Source organism: Martinezella rhizogenes (assembly GCF_007002745.1).
GTDB classification, from domain to species: Bacteria; Pseudomonadota; Alphaproteobacteria; order Rhizobiales; family Rhizobiaceae; genus Agrobacterium; species Agrobacterium cucumeris.
Genome location: NZ_SGNY01000012.1, coordinates 120,241 through 135,708 on the forward strand (window position 1 = coordinate 120,241; position 15,468 = coordinate 135,708).

A 15,468-nucleotide genomic window follows, 5' to 3' on the forward strand; every position below is an offset into this window, starting at 1 on the left:
GCGGAATCAGCCGGTCAGTCCCGACATCCGCAACAACGCAACTCCGGTTGCGGCTGCAATCACCGCCAGTGATATACAGGCAAAAAACCGGTAAACCTGCTCTTTTGATGTTAAGAGGAGATGGATCGAAGCGATCATCAGAAGGAAAATCGTCGCAAGTGCGCCATACGCCCAATACTCGTTCGAATAAAGCCATGTTCCCAAAGCCAACAGACCGCAAACAAAAAAAACGAGTTCGAGCTTTTGCAAGACAACACCTCAAAAAGATCTCGTTGTGATCCTAGGACATCGGTCTCGCAGGTCAATACTGCGATCGCGTTTCATGCAACGGACTTGATGTATCTGCCGCGCGGCACTAGGAGACGTGAGGAACGGCCCCCTGTCTAGGGTGCAGTCGGTGCCGATCTCCGCTTCGGGGGCGCTTTGCGAAATCTCCTGCGGCTGCACCATCCTCCGCGCCAGCCTGCGAAAATTTTCGAAAACCGCCGCTATGGTGAATTCGCTCTCATGGCCTAGGGATCACCGCTTGGGCCGCCGATTCCCTCGATTCAAGAAATCAAACGGCTTCGCTTCGATGCTTCAAATGAAACCGAGAGGTAAGATAATAAAATCAGAAAGTAACAGACACCTCCCATAGTCGCGACTGTTAGCGATCGAGTCATTTCATGCTGACCAAGATCATTGCGATACAGTGGGGAATAAACAATGCGGAAGACGGCAGGATCTTTCGGGATCATTTTTCTGATGGTCCAGCCAAGCAAAGCTGCGCCGCTCTCGTTCGCTGAATTTAACCAACTCGCTCGCGAATGCGCACCTTCAGTCGCTCCATCGACGCTTGGAGCGATTGCGAAGGTTGAAAGTCAGTTTGATCCGCTCGTGCTGCATGACAATACCACCGGCGAAACTTTACATGGCAAGAATCCGGCGGATGCTACGCAAAGCGTAAACAATCGCGTCGCAGCAGGGCATTCAGTCGATGTAGGCCTAATGCAAGTGAACTCGAAAAATTTCGCGAACTTGGGCTTGACTGCCGGCAATGCAATCAACCCTTGCGTGTCCCTGTCGGCGGCGGCGGACCTGCTCGTACGGCATTATAGTGGCGGCGACACGGTAGAGTCAGAACAACTTGCCATCCGGCGAGCAATTTCGGCTTACAATACCGGCAACCCGACACGCGGCTTCGCGAACGGCTATGTGCGGAGGGTCGAAGTGGCGGCTCAGCTACTCGTCCCCCCGCTGGCTCAGTCGGGGAAAAAAGGCGACCGTGATGAGCGGAGTCCAGAAGAACCCTGGAACGTCTGGGGTTCATACGACCGCTCCCACTCAGCAGTCGGTTCGTCCGCGCCGCCAGAGGCGCAGCAGCCGAATGAGCGCAAATCCCCCGAACAAGATCAAGTTTTCGAACCGAATGATGGAGATGCACCATAATGGCATGGCTTGAAGGATACCGCGCACCGTCGAAATTCCGTGGCCTCTGGCACAGAGCTGTGCGCCTGCTGGCTCCGCACGTGCCGAGCGTCACCGGCGCGATCGGCTGGAGCTTGTTTTTCTGCGAGCCAGCTGCCGCGCAGGCCGCTGGGGGCACTGACCCCGCCACCATGGTCAACAATATCTGCACGTTTATTCTCGGTCCGTTTGGTCAATCGCTCGCCGTTCTTGGTATCGTAGCCATCGGGGTATCGTGGATGTTCGGCCGAGCTTCCCTTGGTCTGGTAGCAGGTGTTGTTGGCGGGATCGTTATCATGTTTGGAGCCAGCTTTCTCGGCCAAACACTGACAGGGGGCGGGGGATGAATGCCGATCTTGAAGAAGCCACACTCTACTTGGCGGCAACGAGACCTGCATTGTTCTTTGGGGTACCGCTGACGCTTGCTGGAGTTTTCATGATGTTGGCGGGGTTTCTCATCGTTGTTGTGCAGAACCCCCTCTATGAAATTGTTCTCTTGCCGCTGTGGCTTGGAGCGCGGCTCATCGTAGAGCGGGACTATAACGCGGCAAGCGTGGTCTTGCTGTTTCTCCAGACGGCAGGGAGAAGCGTTGACGGCCATGCGTGGGGCGGCGCGAGCGTCAGTCCCAACCCCATCAGAGTGGCGTCGCGAGGAAGAGGAATGACGTAATGTTCGGAGCAAGCGGACGGACCGAGAGATCTGGGGAAATCTACCTGCCTTACGTAGGGCACCTCAGCGACCATGTCGTTCTTCTAGAGGACGGTTCCATCTTGACCATGGCGCATATCAGTGGCCTTCCCTTCGAACTGGAGGAAGTAGAGGTCCGAAATGCGCGCTGCCGTGCCTTTAACACGCTCTTTCGCAATATTGCCGATGATAACGTCTCAGTATATGCCCATCTCGTCCGTCACAACGATGTGCCAGTACCGCCGGTACGCCATTTTCGCAGCACCTTCGCGTCAAGCCTAAGCGAAACGTTCGAGCGGCGTGTTCTGTCTGGTAAACTGTTTCGAAACGACCACTTCCTCACGCTCATTGTCTCTCCTCGCACCGCTCTCGGTAAAGTGGGAAGCAGATTCACCAGGCGCTATGGGAAGAACCCAGGCGATCTTGCGCATCAGATCCGACATCTGGAGGATCTTTGGAACGTTGTCGCTGGCGCGCTTGATGGGTATGGACTTCGTCGACTTGGCATCCGAGAAAAAAATCAGGTGCTTTTCACGGAAATTGGTGAAGCCCTTCGCCTGATAATGACTTGTCGTTTTTTACCGGTGCCGGTCGTTAGCGGATCCCTCGGCGCCTCAGTTTATACCGACCGGGTCATCTGCGGCAAGCGTGCCCTCGAGATTAGAGCGCCGAAAGATCGTTACGTTGGATCTATCTTTTCATTCCGCGAGTACCCGGCAAAGACGCGGCCCGGAATGCTTAACACACTCCTGTCATCAAGTTTTCCGCTCGTTTTGAGCCAGAGTTTCTCTTTCCTCACACGTGCACAGGCTCACGCCAAGCTCAGCCTCAAATCGAACCAGATGACTAGCTCCGGTGACAAGGCGGTCACCCAGATCGGTGAACTCGCCCAAGCAGAAGATTCATTGGCCAGTAGCGAATTCGTCATGGGTTCGCATCATCTCAGCCTTTGTGTCTATGGCGATGATCTCGATACCCTTGCCGACTATGGTGCGCGAGCCCGCACGAGCTTGTCGGACGCGGGCGCGGTTATCGTGCAGGAAAGCATTGGAATGGAGGCTGCATACTGGTCTCAGCTTCCAGGAAACCACAGATGGCGTACCCGTCCCGGAGCGATCACTTCACGCAACTTTGCCGGCTTGGTTTCATTCGAGAACTTCCCTATCGGAAGGAAGTCGGGCCATTGGGGAGGTGCGGTTGCTCGTTTCCGTACAAACGGCGGGACGCCCTTCGATTATATTCCGCACGAAAACGACGTGGGCATGACCGCGATCTTCGGGCCGATTGGCAGGGGAAAAACGACACTTATGACCTTCATCCTGGCGATGCTTGAGCAGAGCGTGGTTGACCGCAGCGGGACGATCGTTTTTTTCGATAAGGATCGTGGCGGTGAACTGCTTGTGCGCGCCACCGGGGGCACGTACCTCACGTTACGACGAGGTGTCCCAAGCGGCCTTGCACCTTTGCGCGGCCTAGAGGATACGGCAGCGGCGCGGGACTTTCTCCGCGAGTGGATCGTGGCGCTGATTGAAAGCGACGGCAGGGGGGGAATTTCGCCGGAGGAAAATCGCCGCTTAGAGCGCGGTATCCAACGGCAACTTTCGTTTGAGCCTAACATGAGATCCCTTGCGGGCTTAAGGGAGTTCTTATTGCACGGGCCCTCCGAAGGTGCGGGAGCTAGATTGCAGCGGTGGTGCCGAGGCAACGCTCTTGGCTGGGCGTTTGACGGCGAATCGGACGAAGTGAAGTTAGATCCTTCGATTACGGGCTTCGATATGACCCATCTCCTCGAATATGAGGAGGTATGCGCGCCGGCCGCAGCATACCTTTTGCATCGAATAGGAGCGATGGTAGATGGCCGACGCTTCGTCATGAGCTGCGATGAGTTTCGTTCCTACCTGCTTAATCAGAAATTCGCAGCAGTCGTCGACAAGTTCCTGCTGACCGTCCGGAAGAACAACGGAATGTTAGTTCTTGCGACGCAGCAACCCGAGCACGTACTTGATTCACCATTGGGCGCAAGCCTCGTAGCACAATGTATGACCAAAATCTTCTACCCATCACCCACTGCAGACCGCTCTGCTTACATAGACGGGTTGAAGTGCACCGAGCGAGAATTTCAGGCTATTCGCGAGGAGATGGCGATTGGCAGCCGCAAATTTCTGCTGAAGCGCGAGAGCGGAAGTGTTGTGTGCGAATTCGATCTGCGCGACATGCCGGAATACGTCGCCGTACTATCCGGGCGTGCCAATACGGTGCGTTTTGCCCAGCAGTTGCGCGAGACGCATGGAGAGGAACCCTCTGCCTGGCTGGAAAAATTCATGACGCGCTACCATGAGGCACAGGATTGATCTGGAGTTCGAAGTCATGAATATTACGAAGCTCGTAATAAACGCACTTTTCATATGCCTTGTTCTGTCGGGGACTGCCAAGGCGCAGTTTGTTGTCAGCGACCCTGCAACGGAGGCCGAAACGCTGACGACAGCGATCAATACTGCGGCGAACCTCGAGCAATTGATCACGATGGTGACAATGTTGACCTCGCCCTTTGGCGTCACCGGCATGTTATCAGCGATCGACCAGAAAAACCAATATCCCTCTGCCGGCCAACTCGACAAGGAAATGTTTTCGCCGCAGATGCCTGCTTCGACAACTGCGCGTGCAATTACCTTAGATGCCGATCGCGCAGTCGTGGGCGACGACGCTGAAGGAAATCTTTTGCGACAGCAGATTGCAGGCGCCGCAAATGCTGCCGGTGTCGCGGCTGACAATCTGGATGCAATGGACAAGCGCCTTGCGGCAAATTCTGAGACATCGGGCCAGCTCTCCCGCTCACGCAATATCATGCAGGCCACCGTCACCAACGGTTTGCTTCTCAAACAGATCCATGACGCAATTATTCAAAACATTCAGGCGACCAGCCTGTTGACGATGACCACCGCACAGGCGGGGCTGCACGAGGCGGAGGAGGCGGCGACCCAACGAAAGGAACATCAGGCAACTGCGCTTATATTTGGCGCCGCTCAACTGCACTGATCCGCTACTGTTCATTCAGGGCCCTCTTTCTCCGTAGAAAATCGAAGCTAAATCCAGGTAAGGGCAATGAATTTTAGCATTCCTGCGCCTTTTACGGCGATACATACGATATTCGACCTCGCCTTCACCGTCGGGCTGGACACGTTGCTTGGGGACATTCAACGGGCAGTCAGCGCTCCTCTCGTGGCCTGCGTGACGCTATGGATCATTGTCCAGGGCATCCTCGTAATGCGTGGGGAAATGGACGCACGGGGCGGAATCACCCGGGTAATCATGGTATCGGTAGTTGTTGCTCTTATCGTTGAGCAGGCGGAATATCATGATTACGTTGTCTCGGTTTTCGAGGATACGATTCCGAATTTCATTCAACAGTTCGGTATCAGTGGGCTTCCTTTGCAGACGATTCCTGCTCAGCTCGACACGATGTTTTCACTCACGCAAGTAGCCTTTCAGAAGATTGCTTCTGAAATTGGGCCGATGAACGATCAAGACATCCTCGCCTTTCAAGGCGCACAATGGATTTTCTATGGAACGCTTTGGACTGCGTTTGGAATCTACGATGCCGTCGGAATCCTCACCAAGGTGCTATTGGCGATCGGTCCATTGATGCTCGTTGGCTATCTCTTCGATCGCACTAGAGACATGGCCGCGAAATGGATCGGCCAGCTCGTCACTTATGGCATACTTCTGCTTCTTCTAAACATAGTGGCAACTATCGTGGTTCTGACGGAAGCGACGGCACTCGTGCTAATGCTCGGGGTTATCACTTCTGCTGGCACAACGGCGGCCAAGATAATAGGCCTCTATGAACTCGACATGTTCTTTCTGACCGGCGACGCCTTGATCGTCGCTCTTCCGGCAATCGCCGGGAATATTGGAGGGAGCTATTGGAGCGGTGCGACGCAAACGGCCGGTAGCTTAAATCGCCATTTCGCCCGGACAATCCGCCGTTAGTCCCAGCTTCACAAATGGAGGATTTCCTTGAAGTACTTTCTATTGTTTTTGATCATCGGCTTGGCGTCTTGTCAGACAAGCGATCAGTTGGCGACTTGTAAGGGGCCTATTTTTCCGCTGAACGTCGGGCGATGGCAGCCTGCTCAGTCGGACCTTCAGCCTACCAACGCAGGAGAGGCTAATGAACGGCTCTGAATACGCGCTGTTAGTAGAGCGGGAAGCATTGGCGGACCACTATAAGGAAGTAGAAGCATTTCAGTCTGCACGTGCTAGATCAGCTCGGCGAATCTCTAGAGCCTTGGCTGCTTTGGCTGTCATTGCAGTCGCAGGAAACGTGGCGCAGGCCTTCGCTATCGCCGTCATGCTTCCGCTGAACAAACTTGTTCCAGTATATCTGTGGGTGCGCCCAGACGGTACAGTTGACAGTGAGGTATCTATTTCGCGGTTGCCGGCGACGCAGGAGCAAGCGGTCGTGAATGCGTCTCTATGGGAGTATGTTCGTCTGCGGGAGAGCTACTCGGCGGATACAGCCCAATACGCCTATGATCTGGTCTCGAGCTTCAGTGCCCCAACGGTGCGTCAAGATTATCAGCAGTTCTTCAATTACCCCAGTCCTAGCTCCCCCCAAACCATCATTGGTAAGCGCGGAAAGCTGGAAGCCGAGCACATCGGCTCAAACGAACTTATGACTGGCGTCCAGCAGATCCGCTACAAACGCACTCTCATCATGGAAGGGCAAGCTCCAATAGTAACCACCTGGACCGCAACGGTACATTATGAAACGGTAACTAACTTGCCCGGCCGATTGAGGCTGACAAATCCAGGCGGCTTAATCGTTACCTCCTATCAAACTTCGGAAGATACCGTTTCGAACACGACGCGGAGCCAGCAATGATCAAGAATTTGTTTCTGGGCCTGGTTTGTATCCTCTTTGTAACCAGCGGCGCGAACGCGGAAGACACGCCAGCGGCAGGCAAACTGGATCCACGTATGCGCTATCTCGCCTACAATCCCGATGAGGTTGTGCACCTTTCAACCGCTGTTGGAGCCACATTGGTCGTAACATTTGGGTCCAATGAAGCGGTGACAGCCGTCGCCGTTTCCAACAGCAAAGATCTCGCTGCGCTCCCACGCGGCAATTATCTGTTTTTCAAGGCCAGCAAAGTGCTGCAGCCGCAGCCTGTGATCGTCCTTACCGCAAGCGACGCAGGAATGCGGCGCTATGTTTTCAGCCTCGCGACCAGAACGATGTCTCGGCTCGATAAAGAGCAGCCTGACCTCTACTACAGCGTACAGTTCACTTATCCTGCCGACGTTGCCGCTGCTCGCCGAAAAGAAGCGGAGCAGAGAGATCTTGCGGATCGGATGCGGGCGCAAGCACAATATCAGCGTCGAGCCGAGGACTTGCTCGAGCGTCCGCCAGCAGGTGGCAGCACAGATGCGAAAAATTGGAGCTATGTCGCGCAAGGAGACCGCTCGCTATTACCGCTCGAGGTTTTCGACAACGGGTATTCCACGACATTTCGCTTTCCCGGAAACGTGCGTGTACCTTCAATCTACGTGATTAACCCAGATGGCAAGGAAGCCACGGCCAACTATTCAGTTAAGGGAGATTACGTTGAAGTAGCATCAGTTTCCAGGGAATGGCGTCTGCGGGACGGCCATACAGTACTTTGCATCTGGAATAAGGCATATGACGCCGTCGGACGGAAGCCGGGCACTGGCACAGTCAGACCCGATGTAGTGCGCGTGCTGAAGGAGACGAGGTGATGGAGGACGTGAATGCCCAATCCAGAGAAGGTATCGACGCGCCCGGATCCCTCGTCACCGATCCTCATGGCCGGCGCCTCTCGGGGTCGCAAAAGCTCCTTGTTGCGGGTTTAGTCCTGGTACTGTCGTTGAGCCTCATTTGGCTCGGGGCGCGTTCAAAGAAAAGGACCGAGCCGTCTCCACCAAACACAATGATCGATGCCAACACGAAGCCCTTTCGGCCGGCCCCGATTGATATTCCCGCCAAACCGGCAATGACACCGCCAGCTGCGGAAGCAACGGTTTTGCCGTCGGATCAACATCAGCGAGAACACAACGAACTGAGGCCCGAAGAAACACCGATCTTTGCCTACAGCGGAGGTGATCAGAATGGTGTCAAATCCGCCCCACACGCTGATATTCAGAACGGTGGCCAAGACAATAGAAACGCCAACTCCCTAGCCGCGTCGGAGGATTCTGCTGAGAACGATCTCTCTGTGCGCTTGAAACCGACAGTGTTGCAGCCTAGCCTCGCTATACTTTTGCCGCACCCAGATTTCACTGTTACGCAAGGAACGATCATTCCCTGCATACTGCAAACCGCCATTGATACAAATCTGGCAGGGTATGTGAAATGTGTACTTCCTCAAGACATACGCGGAGCAACCGGAAATGTTGTGCTTCTGGATCGCGGAACGACAGTTGTCGGCGAAATCCAGCGTGGACTGCAGCAGGGAGACGCCCGCGTTTTCGTTCTCTGGAATCGCGCGGAGACGCCCTCACACGCCGTCGTCTCTCTTTCCTCCCCGGGGGCCGACGAACTCGGCCGTTCCGGACTGCCGGGTACGGTCGACAATCATTTCTGGAAACGCTTTAGCGGGGCCATGCTCCTGAGTGTCGTCCAGGGCGCAGTCCAGGCGGCAAGTAGCTACGCAGGGAATTCGACCGGCGGGACCAGCTTCAATAGTTTCCAAAACAATGGCGAACAAGCGGCCGATACGGCCCTAAGGGCGGCCATAAACATTCCCCCAACCTTGAAAAAAAATCAGGGTGACACGGTCTCGATCTTCGTCGCGCGGGATTTGGATTTCTCAGGAATCTACCAGCTTCATATGACTGGTGGATCGGTGAAACGTCGGCATCTGCGCTAATGCACAGATAGCCAAAGCTGCGAGATGCATCCAATGGAAGTAAATCCGCAATTGCGCGCCCTTCTTAACCCAGTCTTGCAATGGCTCGATGACCCGAGGACTGAAGAAGTTGCCATAAACGGACCGGGAGAAGCCTTTGTACGCCAAAGTGGCGTCTTCACGAGGTTCGCCGCACCGTTCTCTTATGATGATCTCGAAGACATCGCCATTCTAGCAGGGGCATTGCGAAAACAAGATGTCGGCCCCCGCAACCCTCTTTGCGCTACCGAGCTCCCAGGTGGCGAGCGGATGCAAATCTGCTTGCCGCCAACGGTACCCTCTGGCACCGTGAGCTTGACAATTCGACGACCGAGCAATCGTGTCTCTGAATTGGGGGAAGTCTCGGCTCGCTACGATGTTCGTCGATGGAATCAGTGGCAAATCCGGACGCAGCGACGAGATCAACTAGACGAAGCGATTCTGCGCGACTACGACAATGGCGATCTGGAATCATTTTTACGTGCATGTGTTATCGGTAAGCGGACGATGTTGCTTTGTGGGCCGACCGGAAGCGGCAAGACCACGATGAGCAAGACCTTGATCAGTGCTATTCCGCGGGAAGAAAGGCTGATAACCATTGAAGATACGCTCGAACTCGTCATTCCACATGAGAACCACGTCAGACTGCTCTACTCCAAGAGTGGGGCAGGGCTAGGTGCAGTGACTGCGGAACAGCTGCTCCAGGCAAGCCTTCGGATGCGGCCTGACCGAATATTGCTCGGTGAGATGCGCGACGACGCGGCGTGGGCGTACCTGAGTGAGGTGGTCTCAGGCCACCCCGGATCGATTTCAACCATACATGGGGCGAATCCCGTCCAAGGCTTCAAAAAGCTGTTCTCACTTGTGAAGAGCAGTGTGCAGGGGGCATGCTTGGAAGATCGCACACTGATTGACATGTTGGCAACGGCAATCGATGTCATTGTTCCCTTCCGTGCTTACGGCGATGTTTACGAAGTGGGCGAAGTATGGCTCGCCGCCGATGCCCGCCGACGCGGTGAGACGATAGGGGATCTTCTAAACCAGCAATAGAGCCGCACGGAGGTCTGCTCGCGCAGATTTTAAAGCGTTACAAGTGTAGCGCGCTGCAGCAACTCCTGTCATCAATCTGAAACCTTCCGTTAGCATTTTTGTCATGCACGGCTTGGCCGAAATTTTGCCGAACTACCCTCATAGTGAGAGAAAATGATCAGGTTGAGGCTGAGACGTACATCCTCTGCTTGCACGAATCTATCGATTCTGCAGAATCCCATACGGAGGCGAACTGGTGAAACATGTTCTTGTCATCGATGACGATGCCGCGATGCGCCATCTTATTACCGAGTATTTAACGATTCATGCCTTAAGGGTCACCGCGGTATCAGATAGCCAGCAATTCAACCGGGTACTTGCATCAGAGACGGTCGATGTCGTCGTCGTGGATCTCAATTTAGGGCGTGAAGACGGACTTGAGATCGTTCGCAGTCTCGCCACAAAATCCGATGTTCCAATTATAATCATCAGCGGTGATCGCCTTGAGGAGGCGGATAAAGTGGTGGCGCTCGAGCTGGGAGCAACGGATTTTATCGCGAAACCTTTCGGAACGCGCGAGTTCCTAGCACGCATCCGTGTCGCATTACGCGTGCGACCGAATGTCATGCGAACCAAAGACCGGCGTTCATTTTGTTTCGCCGGCTGGACACTTAGTCTCAGACAGCGGCGATTGGTATCCGCACAAAATGGCGAGGTGAAGCTTACGGCAGGGGAATTCAATCTGCTCGTCGCTTTCCTGGAAAAGCCACGCGACGTGCTTTCCCGAGAACAGCTCCTCATCGCGAGCCGAGTGCGTGAGGAGGAAGTATATGACAGAAGCATTGATGTTCTCATTTTGAGGCTCCGCCGAAAGCTTGAGCAGGATGCAGCGAGCCCAAACTTGATCAAAACTGCCAGGGGTGCCGGCTATTTCTTCGACGCTGATGTGGATGTTTCCTATGGAGGTCTGATGGCGGCCTGAAGCAGCGACGCATATGCCTTTTTCGATCTGATCCTAGGACGCGGACTCGTTAATTGAAGCGATCCAGATTCTCGTCGCGGCAAGTTTGAGCCCGGCAAGGTAGTTGTCAGCACGTCTGTCGTATCGTGTTGCCAGACCACGCATCTGTTTGATGGTTGAAGAAACGCTCGATCAGATTGCGCTGGCGATAGACCCAACGGCTGAAACTGAAGGTCTGTTTTCGGTTGGCCTTGGCGGGGATGTTTGCCCAGCATTTGCGTTGCTTGGCGAAGTTACGGATCGCGTCGGTGTCATAGGCCTTGTCGGCAAGCAGTGTCGTTCCGGGCCGAATGTCACTCAGCAGCTTTTCGGCCATAGGAGCATCGGCGGCCTGACCGGCGGTCAATGCCAGTCGAACCGGCAAACCATCAGCATCGACGAGCGCGTGGATCTTTGTCGTCAGGCCGCCACGCGAACGTCCCATGCAAGGATCGGCAGATCCCCCTTTTTTTCGTTTGCACCATGCTGGTGAACGCGGACGCAGGAAGAATCGATCATGACGATCTCTCCGGCATAATGCCTTGAAACAGCGCCGGGAAGGCGATCCCAGACGCCTGCCTTGCGCCAGCGAGAGAAGCGATTGTAGAGCGTCGTGCGCGGACCATAGCGCTCCGGTACATCACGCCAGGATGAACCTGTCCGGAAACGCCATAGGATACCATTGATCACCCGGCGGTCATCCACGCGCTCAACTCCACGGCTGTTGGTCGGCAGCAAAGGGGCGATAACCGCCCATTCCTCGTCGGTCAGTTCGTGACGGCGCATAACAATCTCCTTTCCAGGAAATTGAATCACACAACGTCATCAACATGAACCCCGTTATGGGGACACAGCCTAGAGTGAGCTGGCTGTGTTGTAGCTGGGTAGGGGCTGCCTCATTGCCTGCTGTCGAATACAATACCGCCGTCAAGTGACCGGCCTCATCATATTAGCGTTCTTTTCTTATCTTCTCTTCGGCAAAGAAAGATGCAAGTGCGGCCGTAGCCAGTTTGTGGCCAAAAGCCCTGGCGGTCTCCAATCTCAATGGATCAAAGTGATTGCGTGCGACTTCTAACAGCGATACCGGGAACATGCGAGAAGTCAGGACAACGATAGGTTTTTCGACTACTTTTGAGATCGGGTAGCTTTGAGGCCCCGTGCTAAATGATCCGTCCGCCAACATGTTCTCAAAATCGGCGAGCGCACGGCGCAAGATCATCTGCAGCGCCTTGGTAGCGCTGTACTGCAGAATCAAGTTGTCATATATCTTCGATACCTCAGGAGCGGGGGGGCGTGCCGAAAGAAAGACCTGGACTTTTTCCGGCGGCGCAGTCGAACTCAAGGCGTCCGCCGTTAGCATTGATTGCCGATCGAAGTTGTCACGACGTTTGGCGGCGATAGGAGGCGCTGGTCGTTTTTCCTTTCCGGCTCTTTCAGGTAATTGCGAAGGCGCCAAGTTTTGCGAGGAAAGAGCTGGGATTGGGTGAACGATCGGTCGCGCGGCAGCAAGCCGTCTTGCTTCACCGACAGACAAAGCAGGTTTGCGGATCCCCATCTTCAATTCCCCAAGGTATCGCCAATCAATTCTGAAATTGTTACGAGTTCCTCCATCGCAATTCTGAGGTTCCGCTCAAGGAGGCGCATCGTCGGATCATTTGTCGTGTTCAGCAATGTGAGATGCAACATGCCACGCTCTTTCATTGCAGCGAACGCGTCTCGTTCATGCATTGGAGATTGTACGACAGGCAGATTCACCAGCATGTCTGACATCGCGCGTTGTGACGTGGTTAATCGGCCAACCGGGACTCGCTGGCGTAACACGGCGGTCGGAATCACTAAGTTCTCGCTCAGCAGCAGCTCGACAACATAACGATATGTCGAAAGTGCCTCATCGATATCCAGCGGCGTTAACATTGTCGGGATCAGAAGCAGGTTTGAGCTAGCGATGATTGTGTTATTGAGCTCGCTCGAACCACCATGCGTATCGGCCAGCGCATAATCAAATTCCTGAAGCTCGGCGTCCTCATAAGCCGCTTCAAGAAGCGACATTTCTTCTGCAGCGTACACCTCGCAGGATGTATCCCAGGTGTTGCTACGCATCGCGTTTTCTTTCCATCGCGTTAACGGCCGGTTCTCGTCCGCATCGAAGAGAGCCACTCTTTTGCCGTCTCTTGCAAACGCAGCGCAAAGGCCCATGAGCGCCGTGGTTTTGCCGGCGCCTCCTTTAAATGAGCAAAATGTCAGAAGTTTCATAAGTTTATCCTGGCGACGTTGTGAACGAAAGTGCGTCTGTATCATTGTTTGTATGTGTGACTGTCTGTATAGCGAAATTATCAGGAGTATATTTCAATTGCATTGAAGGATAGTTGCAAATGTAACTATATAGATCCGAATATGAACAGTATATTCTTGAATTTATTCTGTTGGCGGCTAGGCTCCCTCAGTCTCAACTGGAGAATTTCACTCCGGAACAAATCCAGATCATTCCGTTTTCTATGGAGCAAGCCATGTCGCAAAGCGAAAAATCCACTTCAAGTGACATTGTCGACCGGCGTGAAGGCCCGAAGATTGAAGGTTTCAAGGTCGTTAGCACTCGTTTGCGATCGTCGGAATATGAGAGCTTCTCTCGCCAAGCCCGTCTGCTGGGGCTCTCCGACAGCATGGCCATAAGAGTTGCGGTTCGCCGCATTGCCGGCTTTCTCGAAATCGATGCAGAGACTCGTCAGATGATGGAAGCCATTCTTCATTCAATAGGAGCACTCTCAAACAACATTGCCGCGCTGCTGTGTGCCTATGCTGAAAATCCGACAACGGATTTGGGCGCTCTGCAAGCTGAACGAAACGCTTTCGGTAAATCGTTCGCTGATCTCGACGGTTTGCTCCGTTCCATTTTGTCCGTATCACGGCGACGGATCGACGGTTGCTCCATGCTGGCGGACGCCTTGCAGCATTAACGTAGCACTTGGGGGAATCTGTTGGATGCCCGATCGGTCTCAAGTCATCATCCGCATTGTGCCGGGAGGTGGGACGAAGACCCTCCAACAGATTATCAACCAGTTGGAGTATCTATCTCGGAAGGGCAAGTTGGAGCTGCAGCGTTCGGCCCGACATCTCGATACTTTCGTACCACCGGATGAAATCCGCGAACTCGCCCTAAGCTGGGTTCAAGAAACCGGGACTTATCACGAAAGTCGGCCAGACGAGGAAAGGCAACAGGAGTTGACGACCCACATTATTGTAAGCTTCCCTGCCGGTACAAGTCAGGTAGCAGCTTATGCAGCGAGCCGGGAGTGGGCAGCCGAGATGTTTGGGTCAGGCGCAGGGGGAGGCCGATACAACTATCTTACAGCCTTTCACATCGATCGCGATCACCCACATCTGCATGTGGTCGTTAATCGTCGCGAACTTTTGGGGCACGGCTGGCTGAAAATATCCCGGCGCCACCCCCAACTGAATTATGACGCCTTGCGCATTACAATGGCCGAGATTTCACTTCGTCATGGCGTCGTCCTCGAGGCGACGAGCCGAGCTGAGCGCGGCATCTCGGAGCGGCCGATGACTTTTGCCCAGTATCGACGCCTGGAGCGGCAGCAGGCCAATCAAATTCGTTTCGAGGATATTGATTTCGAAGAATTCTCGCCTGGGGGAAACGACGGAGAACCGGATCAATCTTTTAATTCTTCGTACGGTTCGCTGCCTCAAAACGTGTCAGAAAACTTGCGACGAAACGGCGGTCTGCAATCGGTGTCTGAAGTACGTTCCCGGGCACTGATCGGATCGAACGGCAACGGTGTCACGCCCGATCGTGTATCATCTGGAAACGATTCCCGTTCTCAATCCGGCAGCGATAAAGCCTTTGTGGACGATGGCAACTTGAGGAACGGCCCTCTCACCATCGCCGGAGACGGCCAGGATCTTGAAGGCCGTTCTGGCATGCATCGTTTGGCAACCGAACCCGTCACGCACACAACAAGCGAAGATGATGTTCGGCAACGGCCTCATCGAAAACGGCCTCGCGGTGATGAGGAAGAGCAGAGCGGCGCAAAACTGACCAGGGTAGACGGAATTCGGACGGGAGTGACAATCAGCGCCGTACCGGTTGCCCAGGACGATCCGATTACATCGCCGATCCAGCCCCCTGGATCAAATCCGTTGGATGACCCGGGGCAGACCAACATCGCTACGGACGCATTGCCTCCGACAGCCGATCGCCGGCAGCAGGGAGAGCCAAATTCTAAGCGTCCTCGTGATGATGACGCCGAGCCGAGCATTCGTAAGCGGTCAAGGGACGGGCGCAGCCAAGGGGATGAGGGAAACAGAAGGTAGAAAAGGATCGATCATGGCAGATGAAGAATTTCGTCGAGACTTCAGCCGCTCCGCTACGTTGAACTCGAATA

Annotated in this window: 17 protein-coding genes and 1 pseudogene; 14 read left to right on the plus strand and 4 right to left on the minus strand. The window is 54.5% G+C overall.

Translation table 11 applies throughout. The features are described from left to right. Positions 1 to 6 precede the first annotated feature (6 nt). Positions 7 to 249, minus strand: coding sequence for a hypothetical protein (locus tag EXN68_RS25375; protein WP_077768110.1), 243 nt, complete (start codon positions 247 to 249; stop codon positions 7 to 9). Between the two features lie 456 nt (positions 250 to 705). Between EXN68_RS25375 and EXN68_RS25380 the strand changes: the two genes are divergently transcribed. The 12 genes from EXN68_RS25380 (at position 706) to virG (ending at position 11,053) form a co-directional block, all read left to right on the plus strand. After that, positions 706 to 1,428: a type IV secretion system lytic transglycosylase VirB1 gene (locus EXN68_RS25380; protein ID WP_010900342.1), complete on the plus strand. Its 723-nt coding sequence runs from the start codon at positions 706 to 708 to the stop codon at positions 1,426 to 1,428. Further along, a complete protein-coding gene (gene virB2 / locus EXN68_RS25385) occupies positions 1,428 to 1,793 on the plus strand; it encodes a pilin major subunit VirB2 (protein ID WP_010900343.1) in 366 nt (121 codons plus the stop codon). Before EXN68_RS25380 ends, virB2 begins: the two co-directional genes overlap by 1 nt. Beyond that, on the plus strand, positions 1,790 to 2,116 hold the full coding sequence (locus tag EXN68_RS25390) for a type IV secretion system protein VirB3 (protein ID WP_010900344.1): 327 nt from the start codon (positions 1,790 to 1,792) through the stop codon (positions 2,114 to 2,116). Before virB2 ends, EXN68_RS25390 begins: the two co-directional genes overlap by 4 nt. Continuing rightward, on the plus strand, positions 2,116 to 4,485 hold the full coding sequence (virB4, locus tag EXN68_RS25395) for a type IV secretion/conjugal transfer ATPase VirB4 (protein WP_077768109.1): 2,370 nt from the start codon (positions 2,116 to 2,118) through the stop codon (positions 4,483 to 4,485). The genes EXN68_RS25390 and virB4 overlap by 1 nt, the downstream gene beginning before the upstream one ends. Positions 4,486 to 4,501: 16 nt before the next feature. Next, a complete protein-coding gene (virB5, locus tag EXN68_RS25400; RefSeq protein WP_012476031.1) occupies positions 4,502 to 5,170 on the plus strand; it encodes a pilin minor subunit VirB5 in 669 nt (222 codons plus the stop codon). A gap of 66 nt (positions 5,171 to 5,236) precedes the next feature. Continuing rightward, on the plus strand, positions 5,237 to 6,124 hold the full coding sequence (locus EXN68_RS25405) for a type IV secretion system protein (protein ID WP_010900347.1): 888 nt from the start codon (positions 5,237 to 5,239) through the stop codon (positions 6,122 to 6,124). 87 nt (positions 6,125 to 6,211) lie between these two features. Beyond that, positions 6,212 to 6,319 (plus strand): type IV secretion system lipoprotein VirB7, encoded by a 108-nt coding sequence (locus tag EXN68_RS28220; protein WP_371338341.1) that lies wholly within the window; start codon positions 6,212 to 6,214, stop codon positions 6,317 to 6,319. Further along, positions 6,306 to 7,019: a type IV secretion system protein VirB8 gene (locus EXN68_RS25415; protein WP_012476032.1), complete on the plus strand. Its 714-nt coding sequence runs from the start codon at positions 6,306 to 6,308 to the stop codon at positions 7,017 to 7,019. The genes EXN68_RS28220 and EXN68_RS25415 overlap by 14 nt, the downstream gene beginning before the upstream one ends. Next, entirely contained in the window at positions 7,016 to 7,894 is an 879-nt protein-coding gene (virB9, locus tag EXN68_RS25420; protein ID WP_012476033.1) for a P-type conjugative transfer protein VirB9, read from the plus strand. Before EXN68_RS25415 ends, virB9 begins: the two co-directional genes overlap by 4 nt. Beyond that, positions 7,894 to 9,024 carry a type IV secretion system protein VirB10 gene (gene virB10, locus EXN68_RS25425; RefSeq protein WP_012476034.1) on the plus strand — a complete coding sequence of 377 codons (1,131 nt, stop codon included), beginning with the start codon at positions 7,894 to 7,896 and terminating at the stop codon, positions 9,022 to 9,024. The genes virB9 and virB10 overlap by 1 nt, the downstream gene beginning before the upstream one ends. 33 nt (positions 9,025 to 9,057) lie before the next feature. Beyond that, the gene (gene virB11 / locus EXN68_RS25430; RefSeq protein WP_012476035.1) at positions 9,058 to 10,092 is read left to right on the plus strand and encodes a P-type DNA transfer ATPase VirB11; all 1,035 of its coding nucleotides are present in this window, start codon (positions 9,058 to 9,060) and stop codon (positions 10,090 to 10,092) included. Positions 10,093 to 10,327: 235 nt separating this feature from the next. Further along, complete coding sequence (gene virG, locus EXN68_RS25435; protein WP_012476036.1) at positions 10,328 to 11,053, plus strand: two-component system response regulator VirG; 726 nt, start codon at positions 10,328 to 10,330, stop codon at positions 11,051 to 11,053. A 33-nt stretch (positions 11,054 to 11,086) separates the two neighbouring features. Here virG and EXN68_RS25440 read toward each other — a convergent pair. The 3 genes and pseudogenes from EXN68_RS25440 to EXN68_RS25450 form a co-directional block, all read right to left on the minus strand. Next, positions 11,087 to 11,857 (minus strand): annotated as a pseudogene (locus EXN68_RS25440) (IS5 family transposase). Between the two features lie 163 nt (positions 11,858 to 12,020). Next, complete coding sequence (locus tag EXN68_RS25445) at positions 12,021 to 12,626, minus strand: conjugal transfer protein VirC2 (protein WP_010900354.1); 606 nt, start codon at positions 12,624 to 12,626, stop codon at positions 12,021 to 12,023. A 2-nt stretch (positions 12,627 to 12,628) separates the two neighbouring features. Further along, positions 12,629 to 13,324 (minus strand): conjugal transfer ATPase VirC1, encoded by a 696-nt coding sequence (locus EXN68_RS25450; protein ID WP_012476039.1) that lies wholly within the window; start codon positions 13,322 to 13,324, stop codon positions 12,629 to 12,631. A 254-nt stretch (positions 13,325 to 13,578) separates the two neighbouring features. Here EXN68_RS25450 and virD1 point away from each other — a divergent pair, with 254 nt between their 5' ends. Both virD1 and EXN68_RS25460 read left to right on the plus strand, forming a co-directional pair. Beyond that, positions 13,579 to 14,025 carry a T-DNA border endonuclease subunit VirD1 gene (gene virD1, locus EXN68_RS25455; protein ID WP_012476040.1) on the plus strand — a complete coding sequence of 149 codons (447 nt, stop codon included), beginning with the start codon at positions 13,579 to 13,581 and terminating at the stop codon, positions 14,023 to 14,025. 25 nt (positions 14,026 to 14,050) lie between these two features. Then, positions 14,051 to 15,397, plus strand: coding sequence for a T-DNA border endonuclease VirD2 (locus EXN68_RS25460; RefSeq protein WP_012476041.1), 1,347 nt, complete (start codon positions 14,051 to 14,053; stop codon positions 15,395 to 15,397). The last annotated feature ends 71 nt before the right edge of the window (positions 15,398 to 15,468 follow it).

Excerpts from the sequence above, each read along its gene's own strand:
- EXN68_RS25415 (WP_012476032.1), top strand. The coding sequence starts at position 6,306 with ATGAACGGCTCTGAATACGCGCTGTTAGTAGAGCGGGAAGCATTGGCG.
- virB2 (WP_010900343.1), top strand. The coding sequence starts at position 1,428 with ATGGCATGGCTTGAAGGATACCGCGCACCGTCGAAATTCCGTGGCCTC.
- virB9 (WP_012476033.1), top strand. The coding sequence starts at position 7,016 with ATGATCAAGAATTTGTTTCTGGGCCTGGTTTGTATCCTCTTTGTAACC.
- EXN68_RS25450 (WP_012476039.1), bottom strand. The coding sequence starts at position 13,324 with ATGAAACTTCTGACATTTTGCTCATTTAAAGGAGGCGCCGGCAAAACC.
- virB5 (WP_012476031.1), top strand. The coding sequence starts at position 4,502 with ATGAATATTACGAAGCTCGTAATAAACGCACTTTTCATATGCCTTGTT.
- EXN68_RS25460 (WP_012476041.1), top strand. The coding sequence starts at position 14,051 with ATGCCCGATCGGTCTCAAGTCATCATCCGCATTGTGCCGGGAGGTGGG.
- virB4 (WP_077768109.1), top strand. The coding sequence starts at position 2,116 with ATGTTCGGAGCAAGCGGACGGACCGAGAGATCTGGGGAAATCTACCTG.
- virB11 (WP_012476035.1), top strand. The coding sequence starts at position 9,058 with ATGGAAGTAAATCCGCAATTGCGCGCCCTTCTTAACCCAGTCTTGCAA.
- EXN68_RS25405 (WP_010900347.1), top strand. The coding sequence starts at position 5,237 with ATGAATTTTAGCATTCCTGCGCCTTTTACGGCGATACATACGATATTC.
- EXN68_RS25380 (WP_010900342.1), top strand. The coding sequence starts at position 706 with ATGCGGAAGACGGCAGGATCTTTCGGGATCATTTTTCTGATGGTCCAG.
- virB10 (WP_012476034.1), top strand. The coding sequence starts at position 7,894 with ATGGAGGACGTGAATGCCCAATCCAGAGAAGGTATCGACGCGCCCGGA.
- virD1 (WP_012476040.1), top strand. The coding sequence starts at position 13,579 with ATGTCGCAAAGCGAAAAATCCACTTCAAGTGACATTGTCGACCGGCGT.
- EXN68_RS25390 (WP_010900344.1), top strand. The coding sequence starts at position 1,790 with ATGAATGCCGATCTTGAAGAAGCCACACTCTACTTGGCGGCAACGAGA.
- EXN68_RS25445 (WP_010900354.1), bottom strand. The coding sequence starts at position 12,626 with ATGGGGATCCGCAAACCTGCTTTGTCTGTCGGTGAAGCAAGACGGCTT.